We start from the raw sequence: 17,442 nt of genomic DNA, 5'->3' as shown, positions 1-17,442 counted from the left end.
AGAAAATCTGCTGGAACACCTTTTTGAATGCAAAGGAGAGAACACAATGGTGGATAAGACAATCATAATGCCAGTTATCGCCCTGCGAGGCATGACTGTTCTTCCCAAAATGATGCTGCATTTTGATATCAGCCGGACAAAATCCATTGCAGCTGTGGAGAAGGCAATGGTGGGAGATCAGAAAGTATGTCTGGTTACCCAGAAGAATTCTGAGGAAGCTGACCCTGGAATCGAAGATTTGTATCAGATTGGTACAGTGGCTCTCATCAAGCAGCTGGTAAAGCTGCCGAATAATGTGATCCGTGTTATGGTGGAAGGTATGGAGCGGGCAGAGCTTTTAACTCTTGACAGCGAGGAGCCCATGCTCATAGGTGAAATTGAAAAGGCTCTGGAAGCAGATGATTCCATTGATTATATTACAAGAGAGGCTATGATTCAGATCATTCAGGAAAAGCTGGAGGAATACGGCAGGGAGAATCCCAGGGTCGCTAAGGAGGTACTTCCGGGTCTTATGGTGCTTAATGACCTTGGCGAGCTTTTGGACCAGATTGCCGTACAGCTTTCCTGGAATTACCGGGTGCGCCAGCAGGTGCTTGAAAGCGCTCTTTTGGAGGACCGGTATGCGCTGGTTATAAATCAGCTGATGACAGAGATCGAGGTCACAAAAGTAAAACGGGAATTACAGTCCCACGTTAAGGAACGGATCGACAAGAACCAGAAGGATTATATCTTAAGGGAGCAGCTTAAGGTGATCCGTGAGGAGCTTGGTGAGGACAACCCTTTGTCCGATTCCGACGAATATTTAAAGAAGCTGAAGGCTTTAAAGGCTGATAAGGAGACTAAGGATAAGATTCAAAAGGAGATTGAACGCTTTAAGGCGATGCCTGGAGGAAGTCAGGAAGCCAATGTGGTCCGTATGTACCTTGAGACGGTCTTAGAGCTTCCGTGGAAGAAGCTGTCAAAGGATGATAACAGCATCGCCCATGCAGAGGAGATCTTAAATGAGGATCATTATGGCCTTGAGAAGGTAAAGGAACGGATTCTGGAATATTTAGCAGTCCGCGTCCTTACAAAAAAAGGATCCAGCCCTATCATCTGCCTGGTAGGACCTCCTGGAACAGGAAAGACTTCCATTGCCAGATCAGTAGCAAAGGCGTTGAATAAGGAGTATGTAAGGATCAGCCTGGGAGGAATCCGGGATGAAGCGGAGATCCGCGGACACCGGAAAACCTACGTAGGCGCCATGCCTGGAAGGATTGTAGAGGCATTAAGGCAATCCGGAGTCAGCAATCCCTTAATGCTTCTTGATGAGATCGACAAGGTCAGCAGGGATTATAAGGGTGATACTTCTTCCGCCCTTTTAGAGGTGCTGGACAGCGAACAGAATATAAAATTCCGGGATCATTATGTAGAGATTCCCATTGATTTATCCAATGTACTGTTTCTGGCAACGGCCAATACCACAACCACCATACCGGGGCCGCTTCTTGACCGTATGGAAGTAATTGAAGTAAATAGCTATACGGAGAATGAAAAATTCCATATTGCAAAGAATTACTTAGTAAGAAAGCAGCGGGAAAAGAATGGGCTTAAGCCAGGTCAGGTGACCATATCGGATGAGGCTCTTGAAAAGATCATTCACCACTACACCAGAGAGGCCGGAGTCAGGAATTTAGAAAGGCGGATCGGAGCTGTTTTCAGAAAAGCTGCAAGAGAATTCCTGGAAGATGGGAAAAAGGCCATAGAGATAAATTCAAACGACCTGGAGAAGTATTTAGGCAAGGAAAAGGTACTCTTTGAGGATGTAAACGAGGAAGACCAGGTGGGAATTGTAAGAGGTCTTGCATGGACCAGCGTCGGCGGCAACACCCTTCAAATCGAAGTCAATGTCATGCCAGGGAAGGGAAGCCTTCAGATGACCGGACAAATGGGCGATGTCATGAAGGAATCCGCCCAGACTGCTTTAAGCTATGTCAGATCGGTATGCCCGGAATATAAGGTAAAGGATGATTATTTTGAAAAGCACGATATCCACCTTCACATACCGGAAGGAGCCGTGCCAAAGGATGGCCCATCGGCAGGAATCACCATGGCGACGGCTATGCTGTCTGCGGTCACAAAGCGGAAGGTAAACGCCAAGGTGGCCATGACAGGAGAGATTACTCTTCGCGGCCGTGTTCTGCCGATCGGTGGCCTTAAGGAAAAAATCTTGGCTGCCCGTATGGCCCATGTGGAGAAGGTTCTGGTTCCTGACAGGAACCGCCCGGATATTGCAGAGCTGTCAGAGGAAATCATCGGAGATCTGGATATCATATATGTGAAGAACATGCCGGAGGTTTTAAAAGAAGTTTTCATCAAGGAATAGAAGCACAGGTATGCCCAAAGAACAATGGGCAGGAAAGAGGAAATACCCTTCGGGTATACCTTTATGCCCAAAGAACATGGGCAGGAAAGAGGAAACCATATGATCATTAAATCAGTAGAGCTGGAGACTGTGTGCGGGATAACCAGTACGCTTCCGGAGAATACAAAGCCGGAGTTTGCCTTTGTGGGCAAATCCAATGTGGGAAAATCTTCTCTCATAAATGCCCTGATGAACCGCAAATCCTTTGCCAGAACCTCGTCCCAGCCGGGGAAGACCCAGACCATTAATTTTTATAACATCAATGATGCTTTGTACTATGTGGATCTTCCAGGCTACGGCTATGCTAAGGTATCTCTGGAAGTGAAGGCGAAGTGGGGGAAGATGATAGAAAACTATCTTCATAAGTCCTCCATGCTCCGATGTGTGTTTTTGCTCATCGATATCCGCCACGAGCCATCGGAGAATGATAAGACCATGTATAATTGGGTCGTGCACAATGGCTATCATCCGATCATCATTGCGACCAAGCTGGACAAGATCAAGAGAAGCCAGGTGCAAAAAGCGTTAAAAGTCCTTCGCACGGGGCTTGGGATCGGAAGCGAAGTAACGGTGATTCCCTTTTCCGCCGAGACCAAGCAGGGCAGGGAAGAAATATGGGACATCATTTCAGAATCCGTAAATGAGGGAGCAGTTGATCAGCATAAATAACCTATGGATTAATGCTTCTGTATTGAGGCGATCCATTGACAAATTTTAATTTTTAAGATAGGGTAGAAAAAACAGTAAGGGACAGACTATATCAAGATCACCGGAGGACATTACGCATGAATTATGAATCGCAAGGTATGCTTGACGATGCACAGGATAGGCTCTCATGGCTTATGTCCCGCGGAGAATTTGAAGACGCAATGCAATTTTTTATTGAAAACAGGGCGCAGATAACACCATTGCGCCGCCGATTCTACTTAAGCTGCATCCTGGACGGACTCGTGGGCCATAAGTCCTACCGTCGTATAGTCCGAACAACTGTGATCATGCTGGCTTTCAACTTTTTGATTCAGCCCGTGTTTCCGCTGAAGTTTCTCGACCTTTTTGCGTTTCTGTCGCAACGCTTTTTGTATTACAACTATTTTGCGGTGCTTCTGCCGAATGTTATCAACGCTCTCTTCATTCTTGGACTGATATTCCAATGGCATACCTGGGTAGCCCTGCCGTGTAGGCTGTTCGAACGGAGAGTCGAACCGGCTTACCGCATTGTCTTTTTCATAACAATCACTCTTGTTTCTGCATTTGTGGCTGTGCAATTTATTTCCTTGGCAAAAGACCTTCCAAGGGTAAGGGATGGTGGATACCTTACCCGAACGGTTACCGAGGAGGATGTGATAGCAATGGCATACGGACAGATCATCCATGAAACAGACCGGGAGGATGTGGCGTCTGAATTGCGGCGGGTGCTCCATGACGAATACGGATGGGATTATTACGCTGACGATTACCCGGTCTATTATTATAAAAATGGAAAAGACTTCTTGGGTCGTGACACGGTTCTTATCTATCTTGACGCCGAAGAAGAATATTATGTCATGAGCCGTTTGCAATATAAGGCGACGGTCTATGATGACGGAATCTACCCTTTCGTGATCAAATACTTGCCGGGCAGCAAAGTAATACTACAAATTGTAAACGAATGATTTTAAGGATGGATATATATGGAGATTCGATACACCCGGTCCAAAGTCGCCGGTTCAGAATCAAAAAAAGGGAAGAAGTTCTGGTTGCTGCCGCTTATGTCCAGTGCAGTGTGCTATGCACTGATGCCGCTCGCCAAACCTGTCTGCAGACTTTTGTTTTCTTTTGGTGAGGAACCTGTTTCAGCACAGCTGCATGCAGAGTTTTATGGCAATTTCGCTTCTATTATATTTCTGCTTCTGCCCCCGGTAATCTGTCTACTGCTATACATAATCGCCTCGATTATAGGTCCCATACGGGAAAAAAGGGAGCTGCTGCGCGTTTCAGACTTGCTGGCTGCAGAAGAACGCCGCAAGACATACCTCATGCAATATGAGCGGTACATAGAGCATAAATCCACGGGTTGGAAGATACGTGTGTTTTTCTATGTACTGCTGGCAATAGAAATCACGTTTGTAGTACAATGCCTCTTTTTCAGTTCTGCGCCGCGTGAGACAATTTCACTCTACAGCGATCTCTCTCTGTTGCGTTCAGGTAAACCCCTTATATACAAGGGGAAATTCCTTCCCACGGACCGTCCGCTCGACAACACAAATGATTATGTGATTGTTCCGGATAAGGAATACTACTATTTCTCTTCCGATGTGGGGACACTCCGTTGTGTAAAGCGTAACCTTCAGTCTGATACTCTGATGCAGACCGAATACTGTGTGGAGTATCTGCCCGGTACCAATACGGTGGTGTCAGTCACCAATGCTGCCGGAACCACATTGACCGGTCCGTCCGGTTTATCCTCTGCCAGTTTGCCTGACGGTTCATGGCTGTATGGAGATCTGATTGTCAGAAGGTGTACTGAGATTTACGGTTATGATCTGCTGACGACCGATGAGCAGAAGGCTTTCGATTTGTTGTATGGTGAATATTATAGCGTGGCTGTGGCGCGAGGCGAGGAAAGCACCCATAGCTTTTATCTCCCCGAACCGCTCACAGCAGAGGGATACCAGCGAGTGCTCTCACTGTACGGGGCCGTAACTTACTATCAGAAAAACAGGCAGCCCTGGCGTTATGCCACCGACGATGCTGGTCCAGTTCGGAACGTATATGCAGGCAGGATCATCAGCGATACAAATCCCCAATATTTTGAGACCTGGGACGCAGCAGCTGAACTTGTCTCGGGTATGCCGCCAGACTTAACCGATCGGGAAAAATGTTATTACCTTGCACAGTACCTGGTGGAACATGTGACGCCATACAGTGGCGAAATGCCACAGACAGAATTTCAGGACAGCAACGGCGTTGCTATCAGGGTCGCGGTTCCTGATCCGGAATGGGCCACCGCATATGGTGCGCTAGTGGAGGGCAGGGCCAATTACGAGGGACTTTCCGCCGCCTTTGCGCTGCTTTCCAGAGAAGCGGGCGTGGACTGTATTTGTATTGTCGGGGAAACTGTTGATGGCGCTCATGTATGGAATATGGTGCGAATCGATGGCAACTGGTATCATGTCGATACGGTGTGGATGAATAAGGACGGAGTGGTTGACGAGACGTATTTTCTGGCTGATGACAGCCAGATGGAGATTACTCATCGACCTGTTTCGTATGGAGGCTGCGCATTTGTGCCGGTTCCGGCATCCGGTCCGCAGGAGCGCAGTCGGTAGTATGCCCGGTGTTTTATAAAACATCGAATAATCTCAGAACCCGCGAATAGTCTTGACAAGGAGTGAAAATCTTTTTATAATGAATCTATTTATTGTATAGAAATTAATTTGGTTGGAAGAGGAGAAAAAAGTTATGAAAAAGTCAATGAGAAAAATCGTATCAACTCTTATGGCAGCGACCCTGGCAGCGTCCTTTATGACTGCCTGCGGAAGCGGTAATGCCGGTACAGGTACGTCTGCGGCAGCCGGCAAGGAAACAGGAGATAACAAGGTATTAAAGGTTGCCATGGAGTGCAGCTACGCACCATATAACTGGACTCAGCCGACAGATGCAGGCGGAGCCGTTCCTATTTCCGGAAGCTCTGATTTTGCTTATGGCTATGACGTCATGATGGCAAAAAAGATAGCAGAGGAACTGGGCTATGGACTGGAGATCGTTAAGCTGGACTGGGATTCCCTTGTTCCTGCCGTTCAGTCCGGAAAGGTTGACTGTGTTATCGCCGGTCAGTCCATTACAGCAGAGCGTATGCAGTCTGTTGATTTTACAGATCCTTACTATTATGCGACCATTGTGACCCTGGTGAAAGCCGGAGGCAAGTATGAGAATGCAAAGAGTGTTTCCGATTTTTCCGGAGCAACTTGCACTTCCCAGCTAAATACAATCTGGTATGACAACTGTCTGCCTCAGATTCCAAGTGCAGACATTCAGCCTGCCCAGGAATCCGCACCGGCCATGCTGGTATCTTTAAGCTCCGGAAGATGTGACCTGGTAGTGACAGACAAGCCTACCGGACAGGCAGCGCTGGTTGCTTATCCTGACTTCAAGCTCCTTGATTTCACCGGAACAGAGGGCGATTTTAAGGTTTCTGATGAAGACGTGAACATCGGTATTTCTTTGAAAAAGGGCAATACGGAATTAAAGGATGCCATAAACGGAGTACTTGCCAAAATGAGCAAGGACGATTTTAACAAGATGATGGAAGAAGCAATTTCCGTTCAGCCATTATCAAAGTAATCCAGGTAAAATACCTTAAGGCATAGTTAGGATTCAGGAATGTAAACATTCCTGCACCTGGCTCATCGCTTGCAGGAATAAAATAGAATCAGGGCTTGCAGGCACGGGAGAAGAGTGTTCTAATTTCGTGCCGCTTGTTCTGTTTCGACGAAGTACGAGAAGGAGAAGGTAGTATATGTCTTTGCCATCAGATTTTTTTGGAAGAATAGTATTTATACTGCAGCATTATGGCCCGTCCTTTTTAAATGGTGCGGGAAAGACTATGGCAATCGCCATTGTCGGCACATTCATCGGCTGCATCATTGGTTTTGCCGTAGGAATTATCCAGACGATTCCGGTTATAAAAAGTGACAATCCAATAAAAAGGTTTTTGTTAAAGTTAGTAAAATTCATTTCAAATGTTTATGTAGAGGTATTCCGCGGAACGCCCATGATGGTTCAGGCCATGTTTATATTTTACGGTTCTTCCGTATTGTTTGGCATTAACATGTCCACCGCTTTTGCTGCTTATTTCATCGTGTCCATTAATACGGGGGCTTATATGGCTGAGACCGTGAGAGGAGGAATCCTTTCCATTGACCAGGGACAGACTGAGGGAGCCAAGGCCATCGGCATGACCCATTTTCAGACGATGGTCAATGTTATCATGCCCCAGGCACTGCGCAATATCATGCCTCAGATCGGCAATAACTTAATCATCAACATTAAGGATACCTGCGTGCTTTCTGTGATCGGCGTTGTGGAGCTGTTTTATGCCACAAAGGGCGTTGCAGGCGCATATTATACCTATTTTGAAGCATTTGGCATCACCATGATCATTTATTTCATCTTGACCTTTACCTGTTCCAGAATCCTTCGCTACTGGGAGAAGAAGATGGATGGTCCGGACAGCTACGATCTGGCGACCACGGATACCCTGGCTTATACCAGCGGCATGGTTAAATTCCCAGATCCTAAAGAGAAGGAGGATAAATAAATGGCAGGCGGAAAAGTTTTAGAGATTCATCATTTGAGCAAGACCTTTGGGACGAATGTAGTGCTGCGGGACATTGATTTCTCTGTCAATGCCGGAGATGTGACCTGTATTATCGGAGCCTCCGGTTCCGGAAAGTCAACGCTGCTGCGCTGCATCAATCTGCTGGAAACTCCTACTACCGGCGAAATCATGTACCATGATGTAGACATTACGGACCGGAAGATGAACGTTCCTTCCTATCGTACGAAAGTAGGTATGGTATTCCAGAGTTTTAATTTATTCAATAACATGACTGTTTTGGAAAACTGTCTGGTAGGCCAGGTAAAGGTCTTAAAAAAAGATAAGGTAGAAGCCAGAAAGAAGGCGATGATGTATCTGGAGAAGGTAGGTATGGCTCCTTACATCAATGCAAAGCCAAAGCAGCTTTCCGGCGGGCAGAAGCAGAGGGTGGCCATTGCAAGAGCCTTGGCAATGGAACCGGAGATCCTGCTGTTTGACGAGCCAACCTCCGCACTGGATCCCCAGATGGTAGGGGAAGTACTGGCAGTTATGAGAACTTTGGCAAAGGAAGGCCTTACCATGATCATCGTAACTCATGAAATGGCATTTGCCAGGGATGTGTCCAGCCGTGTGGTTTATATGGCAGGTGGCGTCATTGAAGAAGAAGGCGCTCCGGCTGATATTTTTGGGAATCCAAAGAAAAATTCAACAAAAGAGTTTTTAAACCGGTTTATGCAGGGATAAGAAAAAGCTGATTCAGGATGATAAAACTGAATCAGCTTTTTTATTAATTTAAGTGAGAATTCTCTGACAAAATCCTTTCATCGATACGGCGCACAACACCATGGGTATAAGCTGTAAAATATTTTGACCAGAAACTATATGCCGTTGGATTGATGCTCTCAAAGTCTACACCCAGGTGAGTGTAACCCTCTGCCTTCAAGGTTTTTATCACCTCATTCAGCAGGCTTTGATATAATCCTTTGCCTCGATGCTCTTTAAGACAGAACGCACTGTTAATATGGCGGTAATTCGGATGTTCCGTTATAAAGGTTTCGCCAGATTCTGAAATTTTTAAATAAGCGCATATTTTGCCCTGGTATAGAGACACAAAACACCGTTCATGATTTTTTATGCACGTTTCACAAAAGGCTTCCAATGTTTCCTGTTCACGGTTCATGAAAGTCGGACTATTGTTAAAATGTTTGTTTAACATGAGTTCAAGCGGATATGCCAAAGCGTACTCGCTTGGTTGAAGTTCTATGAACTCGTATCCTTCACTGGTCCTGCAATCAAATGGCTCCATAGGGCGGATTGAATCAACGCAGCGAAGACCAAAACCGTATTTAAAAAGCTGGTTTTGAACAATTTCGTCATGTGCATATAAGCAAATACCATGACTGACTGCGCCTGCACGCACCCATTTGCGGGCAGCATCCTGATACATGGCCGCATAAATATTTGCTCTGTTCTTAAGGGTCGCCGCATTGGCACACATAGGTGAAAACACACCCTTAACGTCAGTAGAGTGAAACGCATTGTCAAAAGGCTTGATGCCGCATAAAAATCCAACCATTTCATCATCTTCAAACGCTGCAACACCCATACCGTTATCGGAAAAGCAGGTTAAATCAGGGAAGGCATCAACATATGGCAGAGCCGGCACCTGACAAAGTTCTTCTTTGTAGCAGGCCAGTGCCAGTGCATTTGCCTTGCTGATATGCTCCCTGGCAAAATCGACTATAATCATCGTTTCATTACTCCTCTTTTCGTTTATGGATAATGAGCCAATTTCACTTGGGCTCATCGGAAACACGCTGTGGTTGAATCGCTTCCTTTTTAACCGGCTCTCCCTGGATGGGGACCGGCACTTCCTGTTTCTCGGGTATACACTTATGAACCGGCTTGGAAAAAAGATTTCGTATTTTGATCCTGATAAAGGTATTTGCTGCTTTGATAAAAACCACAAAAATAAAAACGGGCAGGATGACGGTTAAAATCAACCTTACCTTGAAATGGAACTTTTTTTTCTCTAATTGTTTCAAATGTAACTGATATTGTTCATTTATCTTCGGAAATAATGTTTTCTTTGTCTGAATTTTACTCAAAATAAATCCCCCTTATGTTTCTGCTAGATGAAATGTTAAGAGCCGCTCATCAGTGCTTTCATGGCAAATGCATATATTTCCTGACTCTTAGATTTCCAGTGGTCACACATGATTTCCGCCTGGTCCTTATCCGGAACAGACAGTTCCAGGTTTATCAGGCAGTTTTTTCCTTCCCGGACCTGACAGTGGACGACGTAGTCATGGCTGGTGGATTTATAGAAATCAGCGGTTACACCCACCTCGTTGCGGAGACGGAACTTGTTCTCTTTTAAATATTCATCCATATCATTGATGATAGCCGGTGAAATCTTGCTGCCGAAAAAGGAAAGGGTTTCTTCCCCTTCCCTGGTGATCTCGTACCGGCTGCTGTTATGGTTTGTTTCCACATGAAGCAGTCTGGCCTCCAGCAGTTCATTCAATGCCTGATTGAGCGTAAAATATGTGGTATATTCATGCTCCAGAAAAAAGTTTGACAGTTGTGCGCTTGTCAGGGGGAAATTAACCTGTTTAAGCATGTATAAAATCATTAGTTTGTACAGGGTCATAGGTTCTGACAGCATAGTTACCTCTTTCCTGCCCGCGCTTTTTGGGCATTTTGGTATCCCTGTAAGGGGATACCTCCATTGTCGCGCTTGCTGCGCCGTAAATTCTAGGATTGTGAAAGCCGCTTTCAACCAGATCCTTCATATTTTTTACTGCCGGATATATTCTTTGACGGCCTGGCTCACGACAGATGCAACACGAGGGTCAAAGGCCTCGGGCAGGATATTGTTTTCGTTCAGTTCTGAAGGCGCTACAAGGCCAGCAATAGCGGTTGCGGCAGCAAGCTTCATATCTTCCGTAATAGCGGTTGCCCTTCCCTCCAATGCACCTTTAAAGATGCCGGGGAACACAACTACATTATTGACCTGGTTGGGGAAATCAGACCTTCCGGTTCCAACTACTTTTGCGCCGGCTGCTTTGGCAAGATCAGGCATGATCTCAGGAACCGGGTTTGCCATGGCAAACAGAATGGCGTCAGGATTCATGGAAGCGACCATTTCTTCCGTTACGATTCCAGGAGCGGATACTCCTACGAAAATATCACTGCCTTTCATGGCATCTGCCAAAGAACCATGGGTTCCTTCCAGATTCGTCACATCCATCATCTTTTCCTGCATCCAGTTTAAGCCTTCAATGCCCTTTGCCAGGATTCCTGCACGGTCACACATGGTGATATGAAGAAATCCGTAGGACAGAAGGAGTTTTGTAATGGCGATACCGGCGGAGCCTGCACCGTTTACAACAATTTTGCATTCCTCTTTTTTCTTTCCTGTCACTTTTAAGGCGTTTATAATGCCGGCAAGAACGACGATCGCCGTTCCGTGCTGGTCATCATGGAATACGGGGATGTCAAGAAGCTCTTTTAACCGTTCTTCGATTTCAAAACAGCGGGGGGCGGAGATATCCTCCAGATTAATTCCGCCGAAAGCGGGTGCAATATTCACCACGGTCTTAATGATCTCTTCGGTGTCCTGGGTATCCAGACAGATCGGGATAGCATTGATTCCCCCAAACTCCTTAAAGAGCACCGCTTTTCCTTCCATAACGGGCATGGCGGCCAGAGGTCCGATGTTGCCAAGTCCAAGAACAGCGCTTCCATCTGAAACGACAGCAATGGTGTTGGATTTGATTGTGTATAGGTAGGCAGCTTCCGGATCCCCGGCAATAACTTTGCAGGGTTCCGCTACGCCTGGAGTATAGGCAAGGGCCAGATCCTCCCGGCTTTTTACCTTTGCTTTGGAAATAATTTCCAGCTTTCCTTTCCATTCTTTATGCAGTAATAAAGCTTTTTCGTTGGTTGTCATGATCGTTCGTCCTTTTTTTCACAGTTTTATTTTATCATACCAATTTTAGGGTTTTAAATCAATAGAAAATATGTTAGAATATAGAGTAATTAAAATCAAATAGCTAAATAAGATAAGGAAATTAAAGATACAGGTGGTACTATGAGAGAACGGATCAACAGGCTGGCAAAGGGCATCATTGATTCAGAGATTCCAAAGATTAAGGTGACACCGTGGGAAATTGATGATGTGGTTCGTTCCGGCGGAGCTACCAGGCGGGAACTTGTCGTTACCAGTGAGAATAATTTACATATAAAAGGACTTGCATATTCGTCAAATTTCCGTGTCAGACTCATAAGCGGAGCGTTTGGCGGAACATATAACCATCTGGTCTATGAGATAAACAGTAGTTACCTGGAAGATGGAGATGTGATTAAGGGCTCTTTTTATCTGGTTACCAATGGCGGCGAGAGAGAAGTCCCTTATTCTTTTTGCGTGGAACTGAGCACGTCAGGAAAAGCGCTGAGTGATTTAAAGACAGCAGAGGATTTTGCAGATACGGCTAAAAAAGATATGGATACGGCTCTTCGGTTGTTTGAGTACCGGGATTTTGTCACGGCTCCCTTTATGCAGGACCTTCATGTAAGGGCAATCTACGATGGATTAAAGGGGAGACCTGACAGAAGAAAGGAACTGGAAGAGTTTCTGACCGCTTTAAAGGTAAAAGAGCCGGTCCAGTTATGGACGGAAACCGAGGAGCGGAGATTTGGAGAACTGGAAGAAGTTGTAACGGACTGGGTGATTATAAAGCGCAGCGACTGGGGCTATGTGAACCTGGAAGTTACAACGGACTGTGATTTTATAGAGCTGCCAAAGAAAAGCGTTGGGGAGCAGGACTTTGAAGAAGAGGAATGCAGGGTCCCCTTTTTGGTCCATCCGGAACGCATGCACCAGGGAGAGAATTCCGGAAGGATTCTCATAACTGGAGTTGAAGATCGTTTTGTCATCCCTGTTACGGCGGTCAATAACCCTGGAGGAGGGGTATCCGCAGAAAATGCATTTGCAAAAGAAGCCTTGAGCCGGTTTTTACGGCTCCGCCTGGAAGAAGAGTACGGGCAGAAGGATATAAATAATCTATATGATGAGATGGAAAAAGCCCTTGATGAGATTGAACTGATGAAGGGTGAAAACAGCCTCCTTAAACTGCTTCGGGCTGAGATATTCCTTGGCCAGGGAAATCCTTCCAAAGCGGCGTTGCTCCTTGACGAATGCAGGGATGATGTCCTTAAGGTGCGTCAGGAAAAAAGGGAGCTATACTGCTATTACCAGTACCTGCGGTTAAAGGTGCAGCCGGACGAATACCAGAAGGAATCCCTGATCCGTCTCATGAAAAAATATCTGGAAGAAGATAGAAGGCTCTTCTGGCTTTTTTTGCTGCTTATAAAGCTGGATGACAAGCTGTTTGAGAATCTGCCTTCATTGTTAGCCATGATGAAGAAGCAGTTTCAAATGGGGGTCAGAAGCCCGTTTTTCTACGTATGGGGCTGCAAAGTGCTGAACAGTTCACCGGAGATCATAAGGGCCATGGGTTCCATGGAACTCCAGATCCTTTATCATTGCGCCGGAAAAGGGATCGTAGATCAAAAGCTGGCTGTGGCCGTATCCAAACTTACCTTAACGGCAAAGCATTTTAACCGGCTGCAGTACCGGATGTTAGTTAAGCTTTATGAGGAGCACCCCATAAAAGAGGTGCTTGAGGCGATCTGTGCCTTGTTAATCAAAGGGGAATGCCGCATGGCGGAATCCTTTTCCTGGTATGAAAAAGGGGTAAAGGCAGGGATCAGCCTGACGCGGCTGTATGAATATTATTTGTATGCTCTGCCGGGGAATTACTGCTATCTACTCCCAAAGGAAGTGCTTCTTTATTTTTCCTACGGAGGAAATGAACTGGATCTCCATAGCAGGGCGATCCTTTATAAGAATGTTCTGGTTTATCTGGAACCGACTGACCCTCTGTATCAGGCCTATGAGCGGACGATCGAGAAATTTGCTACGGAGCAGCTGTTTGAGTCACGGATTGACAAGCAGCTGGCCGGAATTTATGAGCGGATGATATTAAAGGATGTGATCGATCTTCCTATGGCAAAGGTGCTGCCCTCCATACTCCGGTCCTACCGGGTGGAATGCAGCAATAAAAAGATGAAGTATGTCATTGTGTGCTATGAGGAAATGACAGAGGAGGATGCATTCCTTCTCGATGATGGTGTCTCCTATGTACCCTTGTTTTCAGAGCACAGCATATTGCTTTTCCAGGATGCCTTTGGCAACCGGTATGCCAACATTCCCTATGAGAAAGAACCTGTTATGGACCGCCCGGAACTGGAAGAGCGCTGCTTTGAACTATATCCGGAGCATTCCATGCTCCGGCTCCGGGCATGTGAACGGATTCTGGCGGACGGGGCCTCAGATATAGAAGAGGTGAAGATTCTAGAAGGCACGCTTGAGGATAAAAACCTGCGGCCTCTTTATCAGAAGCTTCTCCTTTCCAAAGTCATCGAGTTTTACGGCAGACAGGCCTCTGACGGTCTGGAAGGAGATGAAGGAGCCGGGTATCTGGTTAAGCTGGATAAAAAGGTCCTCTCCAAGGAAGAGCGGATAAACGTCTGTGATACGCTCATTCATAACAACCACATGGAAGAGGCGTTCTTAATGATCCGGGAATTCGGAAGCGAAGGAACTAGGACGGAGCGGCTTTATGAATTGTGTATGAAAATGATACTTAAGAACTTATTTGACGAGGATCCTTTGCTTTTACATCTGGCATATGATGTTTTTAAGGAAGGAAAAAGTGACGGCGTGATCCTTGACTACCTGTGCGAGCATTTTAACGGGTTGACGAGCCAGATGTATCAGGTGCTTATGAAGGGAGTTTCCGAGCATGTGGAAACATATGATCTGGAAGAACGCCTGACGGCTCAGATGATGTTTTCCGGATGCAGCTCTAAACTTGACAAGGTGTTTGGCCTTTACCGGAGCCGCAAGGAAACCGGTGATATGATAGTGAAGGCTTATTTTACCATAAAATGTACAGAGTACTTTATGGAGGATAAGGAGCCGGAGGAAAAGGTTTTCGCTTATTTAGAAGGAACGGTTAAGGCAGCATCTGTAAAAGGCCGTCTCCCCACCATTTATTTGCTGGCCATAACTAAGTATTATTCGAAACTTTCTGCGCTTGATGAAGAGCAGCAGATGTTGTGCCGGACTACGGTTTCCTTCCTGTTAGAAGAAGGTCTTGTGTTTCCGTATTTTAAGGATTTGTCAAAATATATTCCTATGCCGGAAGATATTATGGATAAAGCCATGATCCAGTACTGTGGGGACCGGGATTCCAAAGTGGAATTGCAGGTCAGAATTCTTCCGGATGAAGAAGAGTTTCACAGTGAGGATATTTCCCGGATGTACCAGGGAGTTTTCGTCAAGCAGAAGATACTGTTTGAAGGCGAGATCATGGAATACCGGGTGAGAGAGCTGATCGAGGAAGCGTGGGTTCTAAAAAAAGAAGGCAGTGTAAGCTGCGATACCGGAGTCTCCCGAAAGGCTTCGGACAGCAAGTTTGCCTGTTTAAATGATATGAGTCTGTCCTTAAGCTTAAAGGATGAAAACGGGCTCAAAAATCGGATGCAGGAGTATTTAAAAAAGAATGCTGCTGCAGAAGAATTATTTCCACTGATGTAAGATAAGGGGGCTGTCAATGGACGGACTGATAATAGGGCTTGACCTTTGCGATGCCTATACCCGCATATGCTGCCATGACAGGGAAAAAACATGGTGCTTTCCTACAGTGATCTGCAGGAAAAAGGATGAAGATGCCTGGTTTGTAGGAGAAGAGGCTTATGCCTATACTCTTGTAGGCGAAGGCATTATAATAGACAAGCTGATAAAAATGGTTAGGAAAGAGGGAACCGCCACTCTGGGCGGAACCAAATACGAAGGTCTTGACCTTTTAAAGATGTTTTTAAAAAAGATATTAAAGCTTCCCATGGAAGAGTTTTTCTGCGATGAGGTGAAACAGTTGGTGATCACCATGCAGAAGGTGGATGTAAAGCTGATGGATGCCCTTATGTACTGCGCGGACTACTTAGAGATTCCAAGAGATCGTGTGCACATCATAAGCCATACGGAAAGCTTTGTATACTATACCCTCAGCCAGAAAAAAGAGGTTTGGAGCAATCAGGTAGGTGTGTTTGACTTATCAGAAGACTCTTTTCACTATCATGAGCTTAAGGTACAGAGAGGCCTTCGGAAGATGGTGGTGATTGCAGAGGATGAGGCTTTGGAAGAAAGTTTTAATCTGGATATTTTAGATACGCCTTCCGGAGGAAAGTTGGCGGATAAAATCTTAAGCTCCTGCGCGGACAGGCTTCTCCAGAAGAAATTATTTTCATCTGTCTTTCTGACGGGAAAGGGCTTTGAACGCCATGACTGGGCGGGAGATTCCATGAAGATACTCTGCTCCCGACGGAAGGTGTATATGGAACCGGAGCTGTTTGCCAGAGGTGCGGCTTTTAAGGGAATGGATTATCTTCAGGATAAGACCTCTTATCCATTTACCTGCATTTGTGAGGGGCGGCTTCATTCCACCATTTCCATGAAGGTGCTCCATAAGGAACGGGAAAGCCAGCTGGTAGTAGCTGCAGCCGGGGACAACTGGTATGAAGCAAAGAGCAGCGTGGATTTAATCGTGGATCATCAGGATTACGTAGAATTCATGGTAACGCCCATGGATCCAAAGCAGAAACGGCTGGTGAAGATTCCGCTGGAAGGATTTCCAAAACGTATGGAAAAAACCCTCCGGATAGGGATCAGCTTTGGGTTCTTGGATGCGAAAACCATGGCAGTAGTACTAAAAGACAAGGGCTTTGGTGAAATATTTCCGGCCACAGAGGCCGTGATAAGGCAAGAGGTTATGCTATGAGTTTGATTCTTTGCCGGCAGGAGCCGGTTAAACATCCTTTTTATTTTGAAGGCCTGGGAATCCGCCTGTTTTCATCCCAGGAGCTTTGCTATGTGATTTATAATAATCCTCTTTTGGTCATGGATCAATTTGTGGATAATAACCTGATCCAGTTTATCAGAGAGGATCTGGATATGGGGTTTCTGGCTGCAAAACTGGAAAAATGGCAGCAAAGCGACGAGGAAACGGATGAGCTTCTTGCCATGATCCTTCACGAATGCGATTATTATACTGCTTCTGAGGTCGGACGGTTCCGGCAGAATCTGTCCACTTACCGACGGATGCCTGTCCAGGAGTTTTTAAAGGCAAAGGCGGATTACTTATTTTCCAGAAAGCAATATGGAAAGGCTGAGTCAGAATACCGGAAGATCCTGGATCTTCCAAAGGGAAACCGGGGAGATGATGCCTTCCGGGCTAAAATATATAATAATCTGGGAGCGGCTTATGCCAGGCTGTTTATGACGGACAAAGCCTGCCAGGCCTACCAGAAATCCTTTGATCTGGTGAAAAATGCGGAGATTTTAAAAAGAATATGCCATCTGGCCCAATGGAATCCGGGCCTGGTGTTAAATGAACGGTTTCAGTCTCTCATTACAGATGAAATGAGGCAGGAATGCGAAATAGAAAAAGAAAAGGCGGAGGAGCTGGCGGCCGGGGCGGACAGCTTAAAAGAACTTGAACAGCTGTTTCAAAAAGACCCGATCAAGCGGCTTCAGGGAGCCGGTGAGTTTATCCAGAAGTGGAAACAGGAATACCGGAATATTATGTCATAAAACGGATTCTGTTTCAGA

Annotated in this window: 14 protein-coding genes; 10 read left to right on the top strand and 4 right to left on the bottom strand. The window is 45.9% G+C overall.

All coding sequences use genetic code 11. The annotated features are described in order from the left end of the window. Positions 1-46 precede the first annotated feature (46 nt). The 7 genes from lon (at position 47) to BMW45_RS25965 (ending at position 8,447) form a co-directional block, all read left to right on the top strand. Complete coding sequence (gene lon, locus BMW45_RS25995) at positions 47-2,365, top strand: endopeptidase La (protein ID WP_092250735.1); 2,319 nt, start codon at positions 47-49, stop codon at positions 2,363-2,365. A 99-nt stretch (positions 2,366-2,464) separates the two neighbouring features. Beyond that, positions 2,465-3,073 (top strand): ribosome biogenesis GTP-binding protein YihA/YsxC, encoded by a 609-nt coding sequence (yihA, locus tag BMW45_RS25990; RefSeq protein ID WP_242883244.1) that lies wholly within the window; start codon positions 2,465-2,467, stop codon positions 3,071-3,073. 116 nt (positions 3,074-3,189) lie between these two features. Further along, on the top strand, positions 3,190-4,056 hold the full coding sequence (locus tag BMW45_RS25985; RefSeq protein ID WP_092250732.1) for a hypothetical protein: 867 nt from the start codon (positions 3,190-3,192) through the stop codon (positions 4,054-4,056). Positions 4,057-4,074: 18 nt separating this feature from the next. Beyond that, positions 4,075-5,712: a transglutaminase domain-containing protein gene (locus BMW45_RS25980; RefSeq protein WP_092250729.1), complete on the top strand. Its 1,638-nt coding sequence runs from the start codon at positions 4,075-4,077 to the stop codon at positions 5,710-5,712. Positions 5,713-5,845: 133 nt separating this feature from the next. Beyond that, complete coding sequence (locus BMW45_RS25975; protein WP_092250726.1) at positions 5,846-6,727, top strand: transporter substrate-binding domain-containing protein; 882 nt, start codon at positions 5,846-5,848, stop codon at positions 6,725-6,727. Between the two features lie 181 nt (positions 6,728-6,908). Beyond that, complete coding sequence (locus BMW45_RS25970) at positions 6,909-7,703, top strand: amino acid ABC transporter permease (RefSeq protein ID WP_207649192.1); 795 nt, start codon at positions 6,909-6,911, stop codon at positions 7,701-7,703. Then, positions 7,704-8,447: an amino acid ABC transporter ATP-binding protein gene (locus BMW45_RS25965; protein ID WP_092250720.1), complete on the top strand. Its 744-nt coding sequence runs from the start codon at positions 7,704-7,706 to the stop codon at positions 8,445-8,447. Positions 8,448-8,490: 43 nt separating this feature from the next. On the opposite strand, the gene BMW45_RS25960 is transcribed toward BMW45_RS25965, so the two are convergent. The 4 genes from BMW45_RS25960 to BMW45_RS25945 all read right to left on the bottom strand — a co-directional run bounded on the left by BMW45_RS25960 (position 8,491) and on the right by BMW45_RS25945 (position 11,658). Next, complete coding sequence (locus BMW45_RS25960) at positions 8,491-9,453, bottom strand: GNAT family N-acetyltransferase (protein WP_092250717.1); 963 nt, start codon at positions 9,451-9,453, stop codon at positions 8,491-8,493. Between the two features lie 43 nt (positions 9,454-9,496). Then, a complete protein-coding gene (locus tag BMW45_RS25955) occupies positions 9,497-9,811 on the bottom strand; it encodes a hypothetical protein (protein ID WP_092250714.1) in 315 nt (104 codons plus the stop codon). A 35-nt stretch (positions 9,812-9,846) separates the two neighbouring features. Beyond that, positions 9,847-10,371, bottom strand: coding sequence for a DUF4364 family protein (locus tag BMW45_RS25950; protein ID WP_092250711.1), 525 nt, complete (start codon positions 10,369-10,371; stop codon positions 9,847-9,849). Positions 10,372-10,503: 132 nt separating this feature from the next. Beyond that, a complete protein-coding gene (locus BMW45_RS25945) occupies positions 10,504-11,658 on the bottom strand; it encodes an NAD(P)-dependent malic enzyme (protein ID WP_092250708.1) in 1,155 nt (384 codons plus the stop codon). 141 nt (positions 11,659-11,799) lie between these two features. Between BMW45_RS25945 and BMW45_RS25940 the strand changes: the two genes are divergently transcribed. From BMW45_RS25940 to BMW45_RS25930, 3 genes are read left to right on the top strand one after another with little or no spacing between them, the layout of a single operon-like run. Continuing rightward, on the top strand, positions 11,800-15,372 hold the full coding sequence (locus BMW45_RS25940) for a DUF5717 family protein (protein ID WP_092250705.1): 3,573 nt from the start codon (positions 11,800-11,802) through the stop codon (positions 15,370-15,372). Between the two features lie 16 nt (positions 15,373-15,388). Further along, the gene (locus tag BMW45_RS25935; RefSeq protein ID WP_092250702.1) at positions 15,389-16,612 is read left to right on the top strand and encodes a DUF5716 family protein; all 1,224 of its coding nucleotides are present in this window, start codon (positions 15,389-15,391) and stop codon (positions 16,610-16,612) included. Continuing rightward, on the top strand, positions 16,609-17,424 hold the full coding sequence (locus tag BMW45_RS25930) for a hypothetical protein (protein ID WP_092250699.1): 816 nt from the start codon (positions 16,609-16,611) through the stop codon (positions 17,422-17,424). Before BMW45_RS25935 ends, BMW45_RS25930 begins: the two co-directional genes overlap by 4 nt. Positions 17,425-17,442 lie beyond the last annotated feature (18 nt).

The organism is Lacrimispora sphenoides (genome assembly GCF_900105215.1).
Classification (GTDB): domain Bacteria; phylum Bacillota; class Clostridia; order Lachnospirales; family Lachnospiraceae; genus Lacrimispora; species Lacrimispora sphenoides_A.
Note: the sequence above shows the minus strand (reverse complement) of the source record. Positions and strands in the feature narration are given on the sequence as shown.

Excerpts from the sequence above, each read along its gene's own strand:
- lon (WP_092250735.1), top strand. The coding sequence starts at position 47 with ATGGTGGATAAGACAATCATAATGCCAGTTATCGCCCTGCGAGGCATG.
- yihA (WP_242883244.1), top strand. The coding sequence starts at position 2,465 with ATGATCATTAAATCAGTAGAGCTGGAGACTGTGTGCGGGATAACCAGT.
- BMW45_RS25985 (WP_092250732.1), top strand. The coding sequence starts at position 3,190 with ATGAATTATGAATCGCAAGGTATGCTTGACGATGCACAGGATAGGCTC.
- BMW45_RS25980 (WP_092250729.1), top strand. The coding sequence starts at position 4,075 with ATGGAGATTCGATACACCCGGTCCAAAGTCGCCGGTTCAGAATCAAAA.
- BMW45_RS25975 (WP_092250726.1), top strand. The coding sequence starts at position 5,846 with ATGAAAAAGTCAATGAGAAAAATCGTATCAACTCTTATGGCAGCGACC.
- BMW45_RS25965 (WP_092250720.1), top strand. The coding sequence starts at position 7,704 with ATGGCAGGCGGAAAAGTTTTAGAGATTCATCATTTGAGCAAGACCTTT.
- BMW45_RS25960 (WP_092250717.1), bottom strand. The coding sequence starts at position 9,453 with ATGATTATAGTCGATTTTGCCAGGGAGCATATCAGCAAGGCAAATGCA.
- BMW45_RS25950 (WP_092250711.1), bottom strand. The coding sequence starts at position 10,371 with ATGCTGTCAGAACCTATGACCCTGTACAAACTAATGATTTTATACATG.
- BMW45_RS25945 (WP_092250708.1), bottom strand. The coding sequence starts at position 11,658 with ATGACAACCAACGAAAAAGCTTTATTACTGCATAAAGAATGGAAAGGA.
- BMW45_RS25940 (WP_092250705.1), top strand. The coding sequence starts at position 11,800 with ATGAGAGAACGGATCAACAGGCTGGCAAAGGGCATCATTGATTCAGAG.
- BMW45_RS25935 (WP_092250702.1), top strand. The coding sequence starts at position 15,389 with ATGGACGGACTGATAATAGGGCTTGACCTTTGCGATGCCTATACCCGC.
- BMW45_RS25930 (WP_092250699.1), top strand. The coding sequence starts at position 16,609 with ATGAGTTTGATTCTTTGCCGGCAGGAGCCGGTTAAACATCCTTTTTAT.